Annotated in this window: 11 protein-coding genes; 2 read left to right on the plus strand and 9 right to left on the minus strand. The window is 68.1% G+C overall.

Going from position 1 to position 15,984, the window contains the following annotated elements:
- Nucleotides 1–91 precede the first annotated feature (91 nt).
- From HNP02_RS01760 to HNP02_RS01800, 9 genes are all read right to left on the minus strand, one after another.
- A complete protein-coding gene (locus tag HNP02_RS01760) occupies nucleotides 92–403 on the minus strand; it encodes a DUF4333 domain-containing protein (protein ID WP_184433683.1) in 312 nt (103 codons plus the stop codon).
- Nucleotides 404–458: 55 nt separating this feature from the next.
- On the minus strand, nucleotides 459–1,475 hold the full coding sequence (locus HNP02_RS01765; protein ID WP_184433714.1) for an NAD(P)/FAD-dependent oxidoreductase: 1,017 nt from the start codon (nucleotides 1,473–1,475) through the stop codon (nucleotides 459–461).
- On the minus strand, nucleotides 1,472–1,981 hold the full coding sequence (locus HNP02_RS01770; RefSeq protein ID WP_184433717.1) for an isoprenylcysteine carboxyl methyltransferase family protein: 510 nt from the start codon (nucleotides 1,979–1,981) through the stop codon (nucleotides 1,472–1,474). The genes HNP02_RS01765 and HNP02_RS01770 overlap by 4 nt, the downstream gene beginning before the upstream one ends.
- Before the next feature lie 4 nt (nucleotides 1,982–1,985).
- Nucleotides 1,986–3,056 (minus strand): type III polyketide synthase, encoded by a 1,071-nt coding sequence (locus HNP02_RS01775; protein ID WP_184433720.1) that lies wholly within the window; start codon nucleotides 3,054–3,056, stop codon nucleotides 1,986–1,988.
- Nucleotides 3,057–3,060: 4 nt separating this feature from the next.
- A complete protein-coding gene (locus HNP02_RS01780; RefSeq protein WP_184433723.1) occupies nucleotides 3,061–5,391 on the minus strand; it encodes an MMPL family transporter in 2,331 nt (776 codons plus the stop codon).
- Between the two features lie 115 nt (nucleotides 5,392–5,506).
- A complete protein-coding gene (locus HNP02_RS01785) occupies nucleotides 5,507–6,532 on the minus strand; it encodes a putative zinc-binding metallopeptidase (protein ID WP_184433726.1) in 1,026 nt (341 codons plus the stop codon).
- On the minus strand, nucleotides 6,525–7,430 hold the full coding sequence (locus HNP02_RS01790) for a transglutaminase family protein (protein ID WP_184434929.1): 906 nt from the start codon (nucleotides 7,428–7,430) through the stop codon (nucleotides 6,525–6,527). Before HNP02_RS01790 ends, HNP02_RS01785 begins: the two co-directional genes overlap by 8 nt.
- A 77-nt stretch (nucleotides 7,431–7,507) precedes the next feature.
- A complete protein-coding gene (locus HNP02_RS01795) occupies nucleotides 7,508–10,165 on the minus strand; it encodes a circularly permuted type 2 ATP-grasp protein (RefSeq protein WP_184433729.1) in 2,658 nt (885 codons plus the stop codon).
- Nucleotides 10,165–13,506: a DUF2126 domain-containing protein gene (locus HNP02_RS01800; RefSeq protein WP_184433732.1), complete on the minus strand. Its 3,342-nt coding sequence runs from the start codon at nucleotides 13,504–13,506 to the stop codon at nucleotides 10,165–10,167. The genes HNP02_RS01795 and HNP02_RS01800 overlap by 1 nt, the downstream gene beginning before the upstream one ends.
- A gap of 179 nt (nucleotides 13,507–13,685) precedes the next feature.
- On the opposite strand from HNP02_RS01800, the gene HNP02_RS01805 reads away from it, so the two are divergent.
- Both HNP02_RS01805 and HNP02_RS01810 read left to right on the plus strand, forming a co-directional pair.
- Nucleotides 13,686–14,504: a DeoR/GlpR family DNA-binding transcription regulator gene (locus tag HNP02_RS01805; RefSeq protein ID WP_184434932.1), complete on the plus strand. Its 819-nt coding sequence runs from the start codon at nucleotides 13,686–13,688 to the stop codon at nucleotides 14,502–14,504.
- On the plus strand, nucleotides 14,501–15,982 hold the full coding sequence (locus HNP02_RS01810) for an FGGY-family carbohydrate kinase (RefSeq protein ID WP_184433735.1): 1,482 nt from the start codon (nucleotides 14,501–14,503) through the stop codon (nucleotides 15,980–15,982). The genes HNP02_RS01805 and HNP02_RS01810 overlap by 4 nt, the downstream gene beginning before the upstream one ends.
- Nucleotides 15,983–15,984: the final 2 nt, after the last annotated feature.

The raw sequence follows: 15,984 nt of genomic DNA on the forward strand, positions 1-15,984 counted from the left end.
CGTAGGCGCGCCCCAAGATTCAAGAGGCTTTGTGCAGTCCGGGCGAGGCTAAGACCGCGTCAAGCCCCAGCTCGTCGCCGGGGCCTGACGCCTAGCCGACCCGCTTGGTGTTGATGTCGAACAACACCTGCTCGCCCTCGACCTTGAGCACCTTCATGTGCGCGGAGTAGTTGCCGTCCGGGCCGGTGAACTTGCAGTCGAACTCCTGACCCACCTTCGCCTCGATACCGTCCGGGCACGTCACGTCGGTCGGCTTGAAATCGGTCTTCTCCGATACCAGGTCGACGACGGACTGCGCGGCGCCGTCGGGCTTGATGGTCGAGGTGCCACACGCCGCGAGCTGCAGCGCTGCGGCGCCGATCAAGACGGCGGCGCCGCAGCGGATGCCAAGAGTTCGGGTCATGCTGCGGATGGTGCTAGAACGTTGGTCAGAGGTCAATAGCAACACGGCCTTTGGCCTACTCGGCCAACTGATTGACGAGCCCGGCGAAGACGGCGGGCAGCGCGGCGGCCGCTGGCACGATCCTCGAGCGCACCGACGCGTGCGTGCTGGCCCGCAACAGGCCCGCCGTCAACAGGCGGTAGCGGCGGGACATCCGACGCCACTGGCGGTCGTAGTCGCCGGGCCGGTCGCCGACGACGCAGCCCACCAGCAATTCGGCTGCACCGAAGGCGATCCCGAGACCCTCACCCGTCAACGCGTCGACGTAGCCGGCGGCATCCCCGACCAACAGCACCCTGCCCGCAGCCCTGGCACGCACCTTCTGCCGCAGCGGGCCGGCGGCCCGATCGTGGTCATGCGGACAACCCTTCACCCGGTCCGCGAGGGCGGCGAAATCACCGAAGTGACTGTCGAACCCGCCCCGACGGGAGGTGAGGATGGCGATGCCAACGCAGTCATCGGCGACGGGAGTGACGTAGGCCTCGGACTCGCGGCCCCAGTGCACTTCGACGTGATCGGTCCACGGCGCCACATGCACGTGCCTGCGGATACCCCACCGCCGCGTGTCGCCGGACGGAACCTCGAGACCCATCGTCCGGCGGATCGGCGAATGCAGTCCATCGGCCGCGGCGAGGTACCGGGCCTGCAGCCCACCGGCGTGTACCGACTCCGCGTCCTGGGTCACGTCGTCGACTTCGCCCTGGATGACGCGCACCCCTGCCGCGTTCGCGGCGTCGGCGAGTGCGGCGTGCAACGCGGTCCTGCGCACGCCCCGCCCGGCACCGGAACGGAACGATGCGCTCACCGACCGCCGACCGTCGAGATACGTGATGCCGCCCAACGGGTTTCCCTGCGGCCGGACGCCGAGAAGGTCCAACTGGGCGACGGTGTGCGGCATCAGACCTTCCCCGCAGGCCTTGTCGATGGCGCCGCTGCGAGGCTCGATCACGACCACTTCCAGACCCGCCCGCACCCCGTGCAGTGCAGTGGCCAGTCCGGCGGGCCCGCCCCCCGCAACGATCAGGTCGATCACGTCAGGCTTGCCAGTGCGGCGTTCTCGACCTTGATCCGCGCCATCATGAGCGCCGCGTTCAGCGCGGTGAACGCCAACGCGGTGATCCAGGCGGAGTGCACCAGCGGCAAGGCGACGCCTTCCAGCGCGACGGCCACGTAGTTGGGGTGCGACAGATAGCGGTAGGGGCCACCGGTGACCCGCGCCGCGCCGGGAACGACGATCACCCTGGTGTTCCACTGCCAGCCCAAAGTGGTGATGCACCACCACCGCAAGCCTTGCGCAGCTACCGCGACGGCGAGCATCGACCAGCCGAGAATCGGGATGAAGGGACGGTGCAGGACGAGGACTTCGGCCAGACAGGAGGCGAGCAGGGCGGTGTGCAGGACGACCATCACCGGGTAGTGGCCTGCCCCGAACTCGGAGCCGCCGCGGGCCTTGCTCGTCGCGAGGTTGCGTTGGGACACCACGAGTTCGGCAACGCGTTCGGCGGCGACCAACCCGATCAGGATCACATAGGCGATCACGCGATCAGTGCCAACGCAGAAGGACGAGTTCGGAGCAGAAGCCCGGCCCCATTGCCATCAACACGCCGGGGCTTCCACTGCGAGGGTGCTTGGCGATCGTGTCGCGCAATACGTGCAGCACTGACGCCGAGGAGAGGTTGCCCACCTCGCTGAGCGAACGCCAGGTCAGCTCGAGGGCGTCATCGGCCAGCCCGAGTGTCGCGGTGATCGCCTCGATGACCTTGGGTCCGCCTGGGTGACTCACCCAGGCGCCGACCTCATCGACGGTCAGGTCGTGGGCGGCAAGGAATTCGGTGACGTCATCGCCGAGGTAGCGTTCCACGACATCGGGCACTTCGCGGCCGAGGACGATCTGGAATCCGGAGGCACCGATGTCCCAACCCATCGTCCGCAGGGAGTCGGGATAGAGGTGGCTGCGCGAAGCGAGCACGTCCGGCCCACTCGCGCCGATGGTATCCGCGCGCCGCGCGCCTGCCGCCACCACGGCGGCCGCTCCGTCGCCGAAGAGCGAACCGGCGACGAGGTTGGCCCCGGACGGATCCGCCGTTTGCAGGGTGAGGGAGCACAATTCGACCGCCACCAGGGCGGCAACGTCATCCGGCGCTCCCCGCAGATAGTCGTTCATCCGCGCCACTCCCGCGGCGCCTGCCACGCAGCCGAGGCCGAAGATCGGCACCCTACGTACGTCGGGGCGCAAGCCCACCCGCGCGGCGATGCGCGCATCCAGTGATGGCACCGCGACGCCGGTGACGGTCGTCGACATGATCAGATCGACGTCCTCTGGGTACAAACCTGCCTCGTCGAGCGCCCCCAGCAACGCGGCGCACCCAAGCTCGGTTGCCTTGTCGATGAATACGTCGTTGGCCTGTCCGAAGTCTGCCAACTTCGGATAGTCCTCCAGCGGGAGTACCAGGTGACGTGTGGCAACCTTCGAGCTGTTGTGCAGGTGCCGGATCAAGGCCTCGTGCGGCGCGTTCACGGGCAGGTCGATCAGTTGCTGGGTGATCTCGGCTTGGGTGTAGCGATGAGGTGGCAGTGCACCATGTACACCGGCGATGACACTTGTCTTGTCCATCTAATTAACACGATTCGGGGCGCCAGTTGGTTCGATCCGGCTCCGTAAGGACGAGACGGGCGTCGTCGAGTTCCGTTCTGGGTTCGTCGTCGATCCCGATGCGCTGGTGCAGCCGTACCAACGGTTTTGGCGCCCACCAGACCCACCTGCCCAGGACGTGCATGAACGCCGGAACCAGCACCATTCGCACCAGCGTGGCATCGACGACCACGGCTAGCGTCAAGCCGAGCCCGAACAATCGCATGACCTGTGCCTGGGCCGCGATCAACGCCGCGAATGAGATCGACATCACGAGAGCGGCGGCAGTGATCACCCGTCCCGTGTGGGCCAGCCCGAGTGCGACGCTCTCGTCGTTGTCGGCGCGGGCCTGCGCAGCGTCCGAGGCCTCCGACCGGGCGGATTCCGTCTTGACCCAGTACTCGCGGATCCGGGAGATCAGGAACACCTCGTAGTCCATCGACAGGCCGAAGGCAATGCAGAACAACAACACTGGCATGTTCGCCACCAGCGTTCCGGTGGACGTCGTTCCGAGCGCCCCCAGATGGCCGTCCTGAAAGACCCAGACGAGTGCGCCGAATGCTGCCGTCAGCGACAGCACGTTGAGCACCAGCGCCTTGAGCGGTAGCACCACGGACCCAGTCAGCATGAACAACAGCACGAACGTGATCACTGCGATCAGGCCCAGCACGAGCGGCAGCCGCGACGTGATCGCATCGACACTGTCTCGGTTGGTCTGGGCGGTCCCTGCCAGTTCAACCGGTCTGTCGGCGGCCCCTGGCACTGCGTGCAGCCGGTCCAGCTGAGTCTCCGACGCGGCGGTGAACAGCGGCACCGAGGTGGAGATCGTGAGGAACGCACTCCCCTGCGCCTCACCGGTCGGCGCCGAGGGGGGTCCCACCCGGGCACCGCCGACGAACGTGCCCGTCGGCGCCGACACCGACGACACATCGGGAACCTTCGCCAGGTCCGCCGCGTAGCGGTCCACGTCACGCGGTGCCAGACCGTTCGCGTCGGGGATCACGACGGTCACCGCGGTGGCGGAGTCGTCGGCGAAGTCGTTCCTGAGTTGATCGCCAACCTGGTGCGCAGACGCCGACTTCGGCAGCACGCGGTCATCGGGAAATCCCCACCTGACCCCAAGGAACGGTGCGCCAAGTAGGACCAGGAGCGCGACCACGGCAACTCCGATCGGGACGGACCGCCGCATGACGCTCTTGGTCCACCGGTACCAGAACTGTTGCTCGAGGGGCGCAGGCACGGGGTCGGGCCGATTCAGCAGGCGCCGCACCGGTCGGCGCACGTCCAGGGAATCCAGCCTGTCGCCAAGCAGCACGATCGCCGCCGGTGCGACCACCAACGCGGCGAGTGCGGCGAACCCGACCGTGGCGACGCCCGCGTAGGCGAAGGACTTCAGGAAGTGCATCGGGAACACGATCATCGCCGCCATCGACAGCGCGACCGTCGTCGCGGAGAACAGCACGGTGCGGCCTGCCGTCATGACGGTGCGCACCAGCGCGTCGTCCGGCTTGGCACCGCCACCGAGCTCATCGCGGTAGCGGCTGATGATCAGCAGCGTGTAGTCGATCGCGAGCGCAAGGCCCATCGCGGTCGCCAGATTGAGCGCGAAGATCGACACGTCAGTGCCCAAGGCGACGAACCGCAGCACCGACATCGACCCGAGAATCGCCATCGCGCCGACCGCGACCGGCAGCGCTGCGGCAATGAGCCCGCCGAACACCCAGACCAACACCAGGAAGCTGAACGGGATGGCGATGGCCTCCATCAGCAGCAGATCGCGCTGCGACTGCGCGGTGATCTCCGCATTGACCATGGCGGCCCCGCCAGACCGCACCGTTATCGCACCGGGCTCGATCGGTGCGTCGGGCACCAATTGATCGGACAGCGTATGCGCGTACTTCATGGCGTCGTTCTCGCCGCCGGTGATGTCGGCGACGATCAGGCCGGTCTTCCCGTCCCTGCTGACCAAGTTGGCCGTGGCGCCTGCGGGGGCGGTCCACGCCGAGGTCACGTTCTTGGCGTGCGGCGATTCGCTCAGCCGTCGAGCGATGTCGGTGCCGACGGCGAGGGCATCCGGGCTTGCCGCACCGTCTGGAGCGGCAACCGTGATGATCATCTGCATGTCGCCTCGGCCGAACTTGTCGGCCAGCACTTGCGTCGCCATGGCCGATTCCGAGGTCGGGTCCTGGAACCCGCTGGCGGACAGGCTCTTGGCCACGGGGATGCCGAAGATGGCGGCCGCCACCATCACGAGCGCGGCGATCGCGATGATCCTTCGGGGCCCCGCGATCGCCAGCACCGCGATACGGAACAGCACCTTGCCTACCTTCCAAGGGCGTTCGGAGTACAACACCCGTCCTCATCACGATTCCGGGCGCCGATTGGTTCAGCAGGCCACCCGCGTGCGTGGGGCCGGTCCTGCGCAGACTTGCCTACGCCTGCTTCTCGTCGATGACGGTGTGGATGAACCGCATCTTGTTCAGTACCGCGGGGGGCAGCAAGAACGGGTAGATGTCTTCCTTGCCCATCGACCGGTTCACCATGTTCAGCCCCCATGCCAGAGGTAGCCACATCTCGATGATCGTGTCGAACCCGCTGGGGCCCAGTGTTCGTCGCTCCAAGGTGGCCCCCGACGGGGCGAACCCGAACGCCGCCGACGTGTCGAGGGTGTCGCGGATGTGCAGGTAGTGCGCGAACGTCTCGGCCCAGTCCTCCGCGGGATGCATGCTGGCGTAGGAGGACACGAAGTTCTTCGCCCATCCGGGCGGGGCGCCGTTGCGGTAGTGCCTGTCCAGCGCGGCCTGATAGTCGGTGTTCGGATCACCGAACAGGTCGGTGAAGCGCACGGCGTTGTCGGCCGACGGTCCGATCAGGCGATAGAAGTAGTAGTGCCCGATCTCGTGGCGGAAGTGGCCCAACAGTGTTCGATATGGCTCGGCCATCGCGATCCGCAACTGCTCGCGGTGCACGTCGTCGCCCTCGGCGAGGTCGAGGGTGATGACGCCGTTGTGGTGCCCGGTGAAGACCTTCTCGGTCTCGCTGGACAGCAGGTCGAACGCGAGCCCGTAGTTGACGTCCTCGTCGCGGCCGACGATCGGCAGCTTCAGCTCGTGCAGTTCGACGATCAGCCGCCGCTTGGCCTTCTCCGCGACCGCGAACGCCGCCAAGGCCTTGACGTCGCCGTCTGCAGGGCGGGTGCGGGTCAGTGCGCACGACGCGCACAGCTGCCCCGCAGGATACTTCTCGACCAGCCAGTTGCATTCGGCCAGATGAAGATTCGCGCAGAGCCGGTACTCGCGCTCGTCGACCGCGCCTGCGTGCTCGCTCTCCTCCCCTGGGGCGATGACCAACAGCGCCATGTCGTTCAGCGAGAAACCGAGCGCGCTGCCGCACGACAGGCAGACGGAATTCTCGAATGCCAACCGCTGTCCGCAATTGGGACAGGTGAAGTCACGCACGCAGGACTCCGCCCTCGAACGGCGCGACGTCCACGGACACGTCGATCACACTCTTCTCCGAGTCGGTGTAGATGATTCCCCGCAGCGGCGGCACGTCGGCGTAGTCGCGGCCGAAACCCACCACGATGTACCGCTCGTCGACCATCTGGTCGTTGGTGGGATCGAGGCCAAGCCACTGGTTTTGCGGCGTCCATACCGATGCCCAGGCGTGCGTCGCGTCGATGCCGACCATGCGTTCCTTTCCCGGTGGCGGGTCCGTTGCGAGATACCCGGAGACGTAACTGGCGGCGAGACCGTTGGCGCGCAGGCAGGCTATCGCCAGCCGCGCGAAATCCTGGCATACCCCCTCGCGGGCAGCCAGAACTTCGCCGACCTGAGTGGACACCGTCGTCGACCCCGAGCGGTAGGTGAAGTCCGAGTAGATCCGCGCGTTCAGGTTGCGCAGCACCTCGATCAAGGGCCGTCCCGGTTCGAAACTCGGTGCGGCGTAAGCGCGTACCTCGTCGGTGATCTCGGCCGGCTGCAGATCCAGGGTGAACTCGACGGCCAGCGCCGCATCGGGTCCGACCGGACGCGAGATCTCCCACGGCGCCTTCGCCGAACCGCTGCCGTACAGCTCGGCGGGGGGCGGGTCCACGTCGACGATCGAGTGGCTGGTGACCGACAGGGTCCTGTGCCGCTCGGTGACGTGGAAGTACGAGCTGATGTTGCCGTACACGTCACGGCTCGTCGAGCTGTCCGCGGCCTCGGGGTCGAGCACCAACTCGTGCGACAGGCAGCGTTGCCGTGGCAAGTCCCTTGGAGTGAGGAAGCCCCGGCCGTACGAGCTGGTCACGTCGTCGGAGTACTTGTACACGGTCCGGTGCGTCACCTCGTAGCTCCGGCCACCGCCCGCCATCGGTCCGTCAGAGCTCAAACCATTCCCCGGGTCGCTTCGCTCTCCCCCGCAAGCGGGGGGACCCCCAGCACCGGTACTCACGGCATCACGCGCCGCTCATCGGGTCCCCACAGCGGCTGCATGCCGCCGGGCAGTGACAGATGGGTCGCGGTGATCAGGCCCGACAACTCGCGCAGATCGGCGTGCATGCCACCGAGGAGCTCGGCAAGTTCGGCCCGTTTGCCTTCTGGCGTCACGGCTTCCATGTCAGCAGGGTCCAGCCGGCGCAGCCGCGCGGCGACCTCGTCGATCAACCGTTCCGGCTTGGTCGACCCCGACGACGAGGGCAGCGCCTTGAGGTCGGTGCGCAACCGCTCGAACTGATAGGCCAGCGACCGCGGGTTCTCCCCGTCGAACAGCACCAGGTCCGCCACCGCGGCCACACTGACCTTGCCAAGCATGCGCCTGCGGTAGATCACCGACGACTCGCAGGCCACCAGCGTCGACTCGGTAATCGTCTGCTCGGCACCGGGACTGCGCACGGTGGTGAGCGTGGCACTCAGTAGAGCCGTCAGCCAAATGCCCCGCTCGATGCGCTTGCCGATGTCCATCATGGTCCAGCCGACGTCCTGCACCATCGACTCGGCAGCGACCCCGGACAGGGCCAGCATGCCGGCGAGCGTCTGGCTGTGCGCGGTCGCCAGATAGGACTCGCCCTCGCTGGGCGATTCGGGCGGCCCACCCGGGTGCACGACTGCGCGCTCCACCGCGGCCAGCACCATCCAGGTGTCGTTGGACATCTGGTCGCGCACCGCGCGCGCGCTCAGACCGAGGCGTTCGACCGACTGCGCCAGCCCGCCGGGGCGGTGCCGGTCGGCGGTGAGCGACCAGAGCGTCGTCGGTGCGGTGGCCACCATCTCGGCGTCGTCGCCGTCGGCTCCCGTATTGGTTCCGGTGATCGTGCCGAGCGCGGCCAGCAATACCGGCACGCATTCGCTGCCTGCGAGTTCCCTGCGGTACCGGAATTCGTGATAGCGCTCGCGGGTCACGGTGAGCATCCGCGCCATGCTCTCCGCCCGTTCGGCGTAGCGACCGAGCCAGAAGAGATCGGACAGCACGCGGGGTGAGCTGACCGCGCGCGTCGGACTCGGTGTCATCGCGGGCAGGTCCACGGACGGCGAAGGAATCCGCTCGGCCGTCACCCGGGCCGGCGTGCGCACCCAGATGTCCTTGGCCGCAACGGTGTTCAGCTTGTAAGCCGCGTTGCCGGGGGCCAGCAGATAACCGAGCCCACCGATCATCGGGGCAAACCCGCCCCGCTGCGCGACGGTGAACAGCCGCATGCCGACGCTGCCCGCCGACAACCCGCCAGGATTCAGGTCCGTTGGGGCCGACGAGAATTGCGGCAACTCCTGGCCCACCCACTGCCATGGCGTTGCGCCGATCCGCGCGGCGAGATCCTTGCGCTGCGACGTCGATAGTGCGGGCCCGATGATCGTTTCACCGCCGGTCACCGGTTTGATCAGCAGCGTCGACAGGTGGGCCAGCAGATGCGACCGCTCCAGGTCGATGCCGCCCCAGTACGCAGGCGCGGTGTTCAGCAGCGGCTTCTCACCGAGCAGTAACTCGGCCAGTTCGGGCAGGAAGCGAAGCAGCCCTGGGCTTTCCAGGATGCCGCTGCCGAGGGTGTTGACCACGGTCACCGCCCCACGGCGCAAGACTTCGACCAGCCCGACGACGCCGAGCCGCGAGTCGGGGCGCAGGTCGAGTGGGTCGGCGTATTCGGCGTCGACGCGACGCAGCACCACGTCGACGCGCTTGAGCGTGCCGAGCGAGCGCATCCACAGCCTGCCGTCGCGGACCACCAGGTCGGCGTTCTCCACCAACGGGAAGCCCAACACGCTCGCCAGGTACGCCTGGTCGAATGCCGTCTCGGAGTGGATGCCCGGACTGAGCACCACCACGACGGGTTCCTCGGCGGACTCGGGTGCGGCGTCGATCAGCGCCAGCCGCAGCGCCTGCGCCCACGGCGAGGCTGGCCGCGGCCCGATCCGCTCATAGAGGTCGGGAATGGCGTGCGCCACCACGCGGCGGTCGGCCATCGCATAGCCGGCGCCGGACGGCGCCTGCGTCCAGTCGGCATTCACCAGGAACTCGCCCGTCGCTGCGCGGCTGACGTCGCAGCCGTGCAGGAACAACTGATGGCGCCCTGGCACGTCGATGCCACGGGCGGCCCGCACGTAACCGGGATGGCCGAACACCAGTGCCGGGGGCAGCGTGCCGCTGGTGATCGAACGGCGTGGCCCGTAGAGGTCGGCGAGCACGGCGTCGAGCAATCGGGAGCGCTGCACCAGACCGGACTCGAGGACGTCCCAGTCCGACGCCGAAATCAGCAGCGGCAACGCGTCGAGATGCCACGGGCCCGGCACCCCCGTGCCGTCGCCGTTGGTGATGGCATCGCCGTGGGGGTCGACCTGCACGAACGTAATGCCGTCGTTGTCGACGAGTCCTCGGACGACCGAGCGCAGCCGGTTCAGGCCGCCGCGACCGCGCTCCCCCACGCATTCGGCGAGTTCCTGCCAGGCGGGCCGGACGTTGCCCGCCGCGTCGACGAGCTCGTCGTAGCCGGTGCCCGCCCCGTCGCGAACGTCGAAGAGGGTCTTCTGGGCGCGCGCGGCACGGTATCCGGCCAGCACGGCATCGCCGTCGATCACGGAAGGGGTCGGCTCGGGTGAGCCGCTCGCACGAAGCACCATCAACGCAGAACGGTACGCACCCGGCGCAGATCCAAGATCCCCGGCGCGCCCACATCGGTGCTCTGGCGGGCCTGCTTCTCGCGGATGTCGGACATGTCGACCTGACCCGGTGTGAATCCGGTCGCTTCGAAGCGTCTGCCGCGGCGGGACTCGGCTTCCACGGCGTTGACGGGTGGGTTGTCATAGGACCGGCCGCCGGGATGGGACACGTGGTAGGTGCAGCCACCGCGCGACATTCCGGTGCCTGCGTCGATGAGTTCGAAGCGCAGTGGCCCGTCGACGGTGATGGTCGGGTGCAGTGCGCTCGGCGGCTGCCAGGCGCGGTAACGCACCCCGCCGACCTGAACGTCGGAGTTGTCGGTGGCCAGTAGCGGGATGGGGTGGCCGTTGGCAGTGACGACATAGCGGTGCCGGTCAGCGCCGATGAGCCGGACCTGGACGCGTTCCACCGACGAGTCGACGTAGCGGGCGGTGCCGCCTGCGGTGGACTCCTCGCCGAGCACGTTCCACGGCTCGATGGCTCCGCGCAACTCGATCTCGACGCCGTCGAACACCGCGGTGCCGATGCGCGGGAAGCGGAACTCGGTGAAGGGGTCAAGCCAGCTGGTGTCGAAGTGAACGCCGTGCGTTCTCAGGTCGGCGGCGACATCGGCGATGTCGTGAATCAGGAAGTGCGGCAACAGGTATCGGCCGTGCAGGTTGGCGCCGTGCCGGATCAGCGGCGCGCGCAGCGGCTCGTCCCAGAACCACGACACCAAGGACCGCACCAGCAGCGACTGCACCATCGCCATCTGGAAGTGCGGGGGCATCTCGAAGCCGCGCAACTCCAGGATGCCGAGGCGGCCACGCGGACTGTCGGGGCTGTACAGCTTGTCGATGCAGAACTCGGCGCGGTGGGTGTTGCCGGTGATGTCGGTGAGCAGGTGGCGCAGCGCGCGGTCGGTCACCCACGGAGCGGAGCTTGCGGAGCGACCATGACCTGAGTTGTCGCCACCGTCCGTGATCCTGGCGATCTCGGCGAACGCGATCTCCAGTTCGTAGAGCGAGTCCGAGCGGCCCTCGTCGGCCCGGGGCGCTTGCGACGTGGTGCCGATGAAGCGGCCGGCGAACAGGTAGGACAGCGCGGGGTGGCGCTGCCAGTAGGTGAGCATCGACACCAGAAGGTCGGGCCTGCGCAGCATTGGGGACTCGGCAGGAGTGATGCCGCCGAGCGTGATGTGGTTGCCGCCGCCGGTCCCGCCGTGGGTGCCGTCGAAGTCGAACGACTCGGTGGACAGCCGGGTCAGGCGCGCCTCCTCGTAGAGGGTCTCCAACTGCTGGCGCTGCTCGGCGAAACTCGCCGTCGGCGCGACGTTGACCTCGATGACACCGGGGTCGGGCGTGACGGACATCGTCACCAGGCGCGGGTCCGCGGGTGGTCCGTAGCCCTCGATGACCACAGGACAGTCCGTCTTGGCGGCGGCCGCCTCGATCCTGGTGACGAGATCGACGAAGTGCTCGAGTTCCTCTGTCGGTGGAAGGAACACGTACAGCAGGCCGTCTCGTACCTCGGCCACCATCGCGGTGACGGGCGCACCGTCGGCCTCCTCCACCACGGCGGCCGGCTGCTCGGTCTTTGGTTCGATCAGGGCGCCGTGGCGCCTCGTCGGGTCGGCGTCGAACGACGGACGCGGTGGATGCCAGCTGATCGAGTCGAGTGGCAACCGCAGACCGGCGGGTGAGTCACCGTCGAGAAGGACGATCCGACCGCGGCGCAGACGCCAGTCCGCGCTGGCCCACCCGGAGTCGTCGTCGCGCCGGTGCAGCGGCAACACGTAGGCGACGGGCTCGGCGACGGGCGTCTCGAGTTTGGCCAGCAGCCCGGCCCTTGCGTCGGTGGCGTCGGCCGCCAGATCGTCGCCCGACGCGACCGGTTCGCCCGCCGGTTGGCGCACCGACGTGGCCAGCCGGCTCAGGGCGTCCTCATACGCAGGACGCACCTGGGTGGCGGGTAGCCCGAGGCCCGCGACGATCGCGTCGAACAGGTGCCGTCCGGCGTCGGGTGCCACCTCGATCGTCTGCGACTCCGCCCACGGATCGGCAAGCAGCGCCTCGTTGGTCCACAACGGCGCACCGTCGGCACGCCAGTACAGGCCGATCTGCCAGCGCGGCAACGGTTCTCCCGGGTACCACTTGCCCTGGCTGCGTTGCACCAGCCCCTGCGGAGCCCACTGCGCCTTGAGCCGGGCCGCGAGCGCCGAGGCCCTCTGCCGCTTGTGCGGCCCGTCGGCGTCGGTGGTCCACTCCGGGTCGACCTGGTTGTCGATGGACACGAACGTCGGCTCGCCGCCCACGGTGAGGCGGACGTCCCCTGCGGCAAGGCGGTCGTCGACCCGCGCGCCGAGCGCACAGATGGCGTCCCACGCCGCGTCGGTGTACGGCAGCGTCACCCGCGGATCCTCGTGCACGCGGGTCACGACGTTGGAGAAGTCGAGCGTGGTCTCGGCCATCTCGGTGGCACCGGTGATCGGAGCAGAGGACGCCGGATGCGGGGTTGCCGAAAGCGGAATGTGCCCCTCGCCGGCGAACAGCCCCGACGTCGCGTCGAGCCCGATCCAGCCGGCGCCGGGGATGTAGACCTCGGCCCAGGCGTGCAGATCGGTGAAGTCGGCGGCCGGACCGGAGGGACCGTCGAGCGCCTTCACGTCGGAGGTCAGCTGTACCAGATAGCCGGACACGAAGCGGGCCGCCAGACCCATCTGGCGCAGGATCGACACCAGCAGCCAGGCCGAGTCGCGGCAGGATCCGATGCCGGTGCGCAGTGTGAAGTCGGGGGTCTGCACGCCGGGTTCCATGCGCAGGCTGTAGCCGACGTCCCCGTTGATCGCATGGTTGAGCGCGACAAGGAAGTCGATGGTGCGCGTGCCGGTGGCGACCGAGAAGTCCTTCACCCACGCCTGCGCCAGCTCGCCTGGGCCCGATCCCTCCTCGCCCTCGTCGACCGGGCGCAGGTAGGGCTTGAGGTCCTCGGCCAGCGCCTTGGGGTATTCGAAGGGGACGGTTTCGGCGTACTCCTCGATGAAGAAGTCGAACGGGTTGATCACCTTGAGATCGGCGATCAGGCCGACGTTGATGGTGAGGCTGCGGGTGCGGGACGGGAACACCAGCCGCGCCATGAAGTTGCCGAACGCGTCCTGCTGCCAGTTCACGAAGTGGTCGGCCGGCTCGACGGTCAGCGAGTAGGCCTCGATCGGGGTACGTGAGTGCGGCGCCGGTCGCAGCCGCACGACGTGGGGAAACACCTCCACCAGACGGTCGAACGTGTAGCTGGTGCGATGCTCCAGCGCCACCTTGATACCCATGGCGTTGATCCCACCACACCCGACACGACGACGCATGCGCGCCGCCCGGCAGAAAATTTGCGTCAAGTGTGGACGTTCCACACGATTCTGTTGTAAATTCACACGATCAACGCGAGCCGATCGGTGAATGTCCAGCAAAGCGGAGCATTTTCTGTGAATTTTCCACACATGAGGTGGATCTGAGCGTGGACGCCAAGACCCGCAGGGACCACATCGAGCAGCGTGTCCGCAGCGAACGCGAGGTCGGGTACGCCGAACTCGCCGCCGATTTCGACGTCTCCGAGATGACGATCCGCCGCGACGTGGAAGCACTGGAGACACTCGGCGTGGTCCGGCGGGTGGTGGGCGGCGCGATCGCACTGAAGGGCAAGGACAGCGAACCGTCGTTCGCGACCCGGGTGGCCGACGCCGCCGAGGAGAAGCGCCACATCGCCGACGCGGTGGCCGACCTCATCGGCCCCAGCGAGACTCTCATCCTCGACTCCGGCAGCACCGCGCTGGCGGTGGCACGCTCGCTGAAGGGGCGACGCCTCGGCCTGACCGTGGTCACCCCGAGCCTGTTGGCCGCACTGGAGTTGATCGACCAGCCCGACACCACGGTCGTTCTGACCGGCGGCGAGCTGCGGCCAGGCGAGCTCAGCCTGATCGGCCCCGCCGCCGAGGAAACCCTGGCCGGCTACAACTGCGACACCTATGTGATGGGCGTGGCAGGCATCGACGATGAGCGCGGCATCTCGGACTACCACCAGGCCGAGAGCGGCGTGAAGCGGGCGGCGAGCAGGCGGGCGGACCGCGTGATCGTGGCCGCCGACAACAGCAAGCTCGGCCGGGTCACGTTCGTGCGCATCGCCGCACTGTCCCAGGTCGACGTCATCGTCACCGACGGCGACCCGGGACATCCCGCGCTGGTCGCCGCACGCGAGGTGGGGGTCGACGTCATCTGCGTCGCGGGCCACGTGGACACGGACTCCGCTGCAGTACAGGCGGATTCGTCGTGACTATCCACACGATCGGCATCGACGTCGGCACCACGGGCACCAAGACCGTGCTGTTCGACACCAAGAGCGGCATCGTCGCCCAGGCGTCGCGCGAGACGACCCTGTACTCGCCGAGCCCGGGTTTCGCCGAGGCCGACACCGACCAGTGGTACGCCGGCGCCGTCGAATCCATCCGGGAAGTGTTGAGCACCAGCGGAATCAGCGGTGACTCCGTCGCGGCCGTTGCGGTGTCGGGAATGGTGCCCGCCGTCGTTGCCGTCGACTCCTCGGGAAAGCCGTTGCGCCGCGCCATCCTTCAGAACGATGCGAGGGCACACCGGGAGGTCGGGGAACTGGCCGCGGCACTCGACGGCGTCGACCTCGTGGCGATGACGGGTTCGGCGCTGACCCAGCAGTCGGTGGCGCCGACCACGGTGTGGCTGCGCACCCACGAACCGGACGTCTACGACCGGACGGCGCACTACGTCGGGTCCTACGACTGGGTGCTCACAGCGCTGGGCGCGGAGGTCCACGTCGAGCAGAACTGGGCTTTGGAGTCGGGGCTGTTCACCATCGACGGGGACGTCGCGGACGCCGTCCTCACCGCCGCAGGCCTCGACGCCGCCACCGTCGGGCCGGTGCACCGACCGGGCACCCGGGTCGGCGAGCTGAGCAGGGAGGCCGCCGAGCAGACGGGCCTGCCGGCAGGCACCGCTCTCATCGTCGGCGGTGCCGACCACGTGCTGTCCGCCTTCGCCGCGGGGGTGAACAAGCCGGGCGACGCATTGGTGAAACTCGGTGGCGCAGGCGATATCCTGGTCGCGAGCGACACCAGGGTCGTCGACGAGCGGCTCTACCTCGACGCGCACCCGGTGCCAGGGCAGTGGCTGCCGAACGGGTGCATGGCCACCAGCGGTAGCCTCATCCGCTGGTTTCAGGCGTTGATCGGCGGGGACGATCTCGCCGTCCTCGACGACGAGGCCGCGGCATCCAAACCTGCCGAAGTGCTGTGCCTGCCGTACTTCCTCGGCGAGAAGAGCCCGATCCACGACCCAGACCTGCGCGGTGTGTTCGCCGGAATGCACCTCGGGCACACCCGCGCGGACCTCTACCGATCGGTGCTCGAGGCGATTGCCTTCGGATTCCGCCACCACGTCGACGTGTTCACCGACATCGGCATTCGGCCCAACCGCGTGATGATCACCAACGGCGGATCGAAGTCCACACTGTGGAAGCAGATCCACGCCGACGTCCTCGGCATCGAATTGCGGCCCGTCCGTGGCCATCCCGGTGCATCACTCGGAGCTGCAATCATCGCCGCGATCGGCGTCGGCGCCCTCGACGATTGGTCGGACGCCGCCCGGTTCGTCAGCCTCGACCCACCCGTCGTGCCAGACCGGGCCCGACGAGCCGCGTACGACGACGCCTACCCGATGTGGCGCGACCTCGGGACCGCGACGGCGCCGATATCCCACGCCATGGCGAGCAGAACCCGATGATC

It is taken from the genome of Mycobacterium sp. AZCC_0083 (assembly GCF_014202335.1).
Taxonomy (GTDB): domain Bacteria; phylum Actinomycetota; class Actinomycetes; order Mycobacteriales; family Mycobacteriaceae; genus Mycobacterium.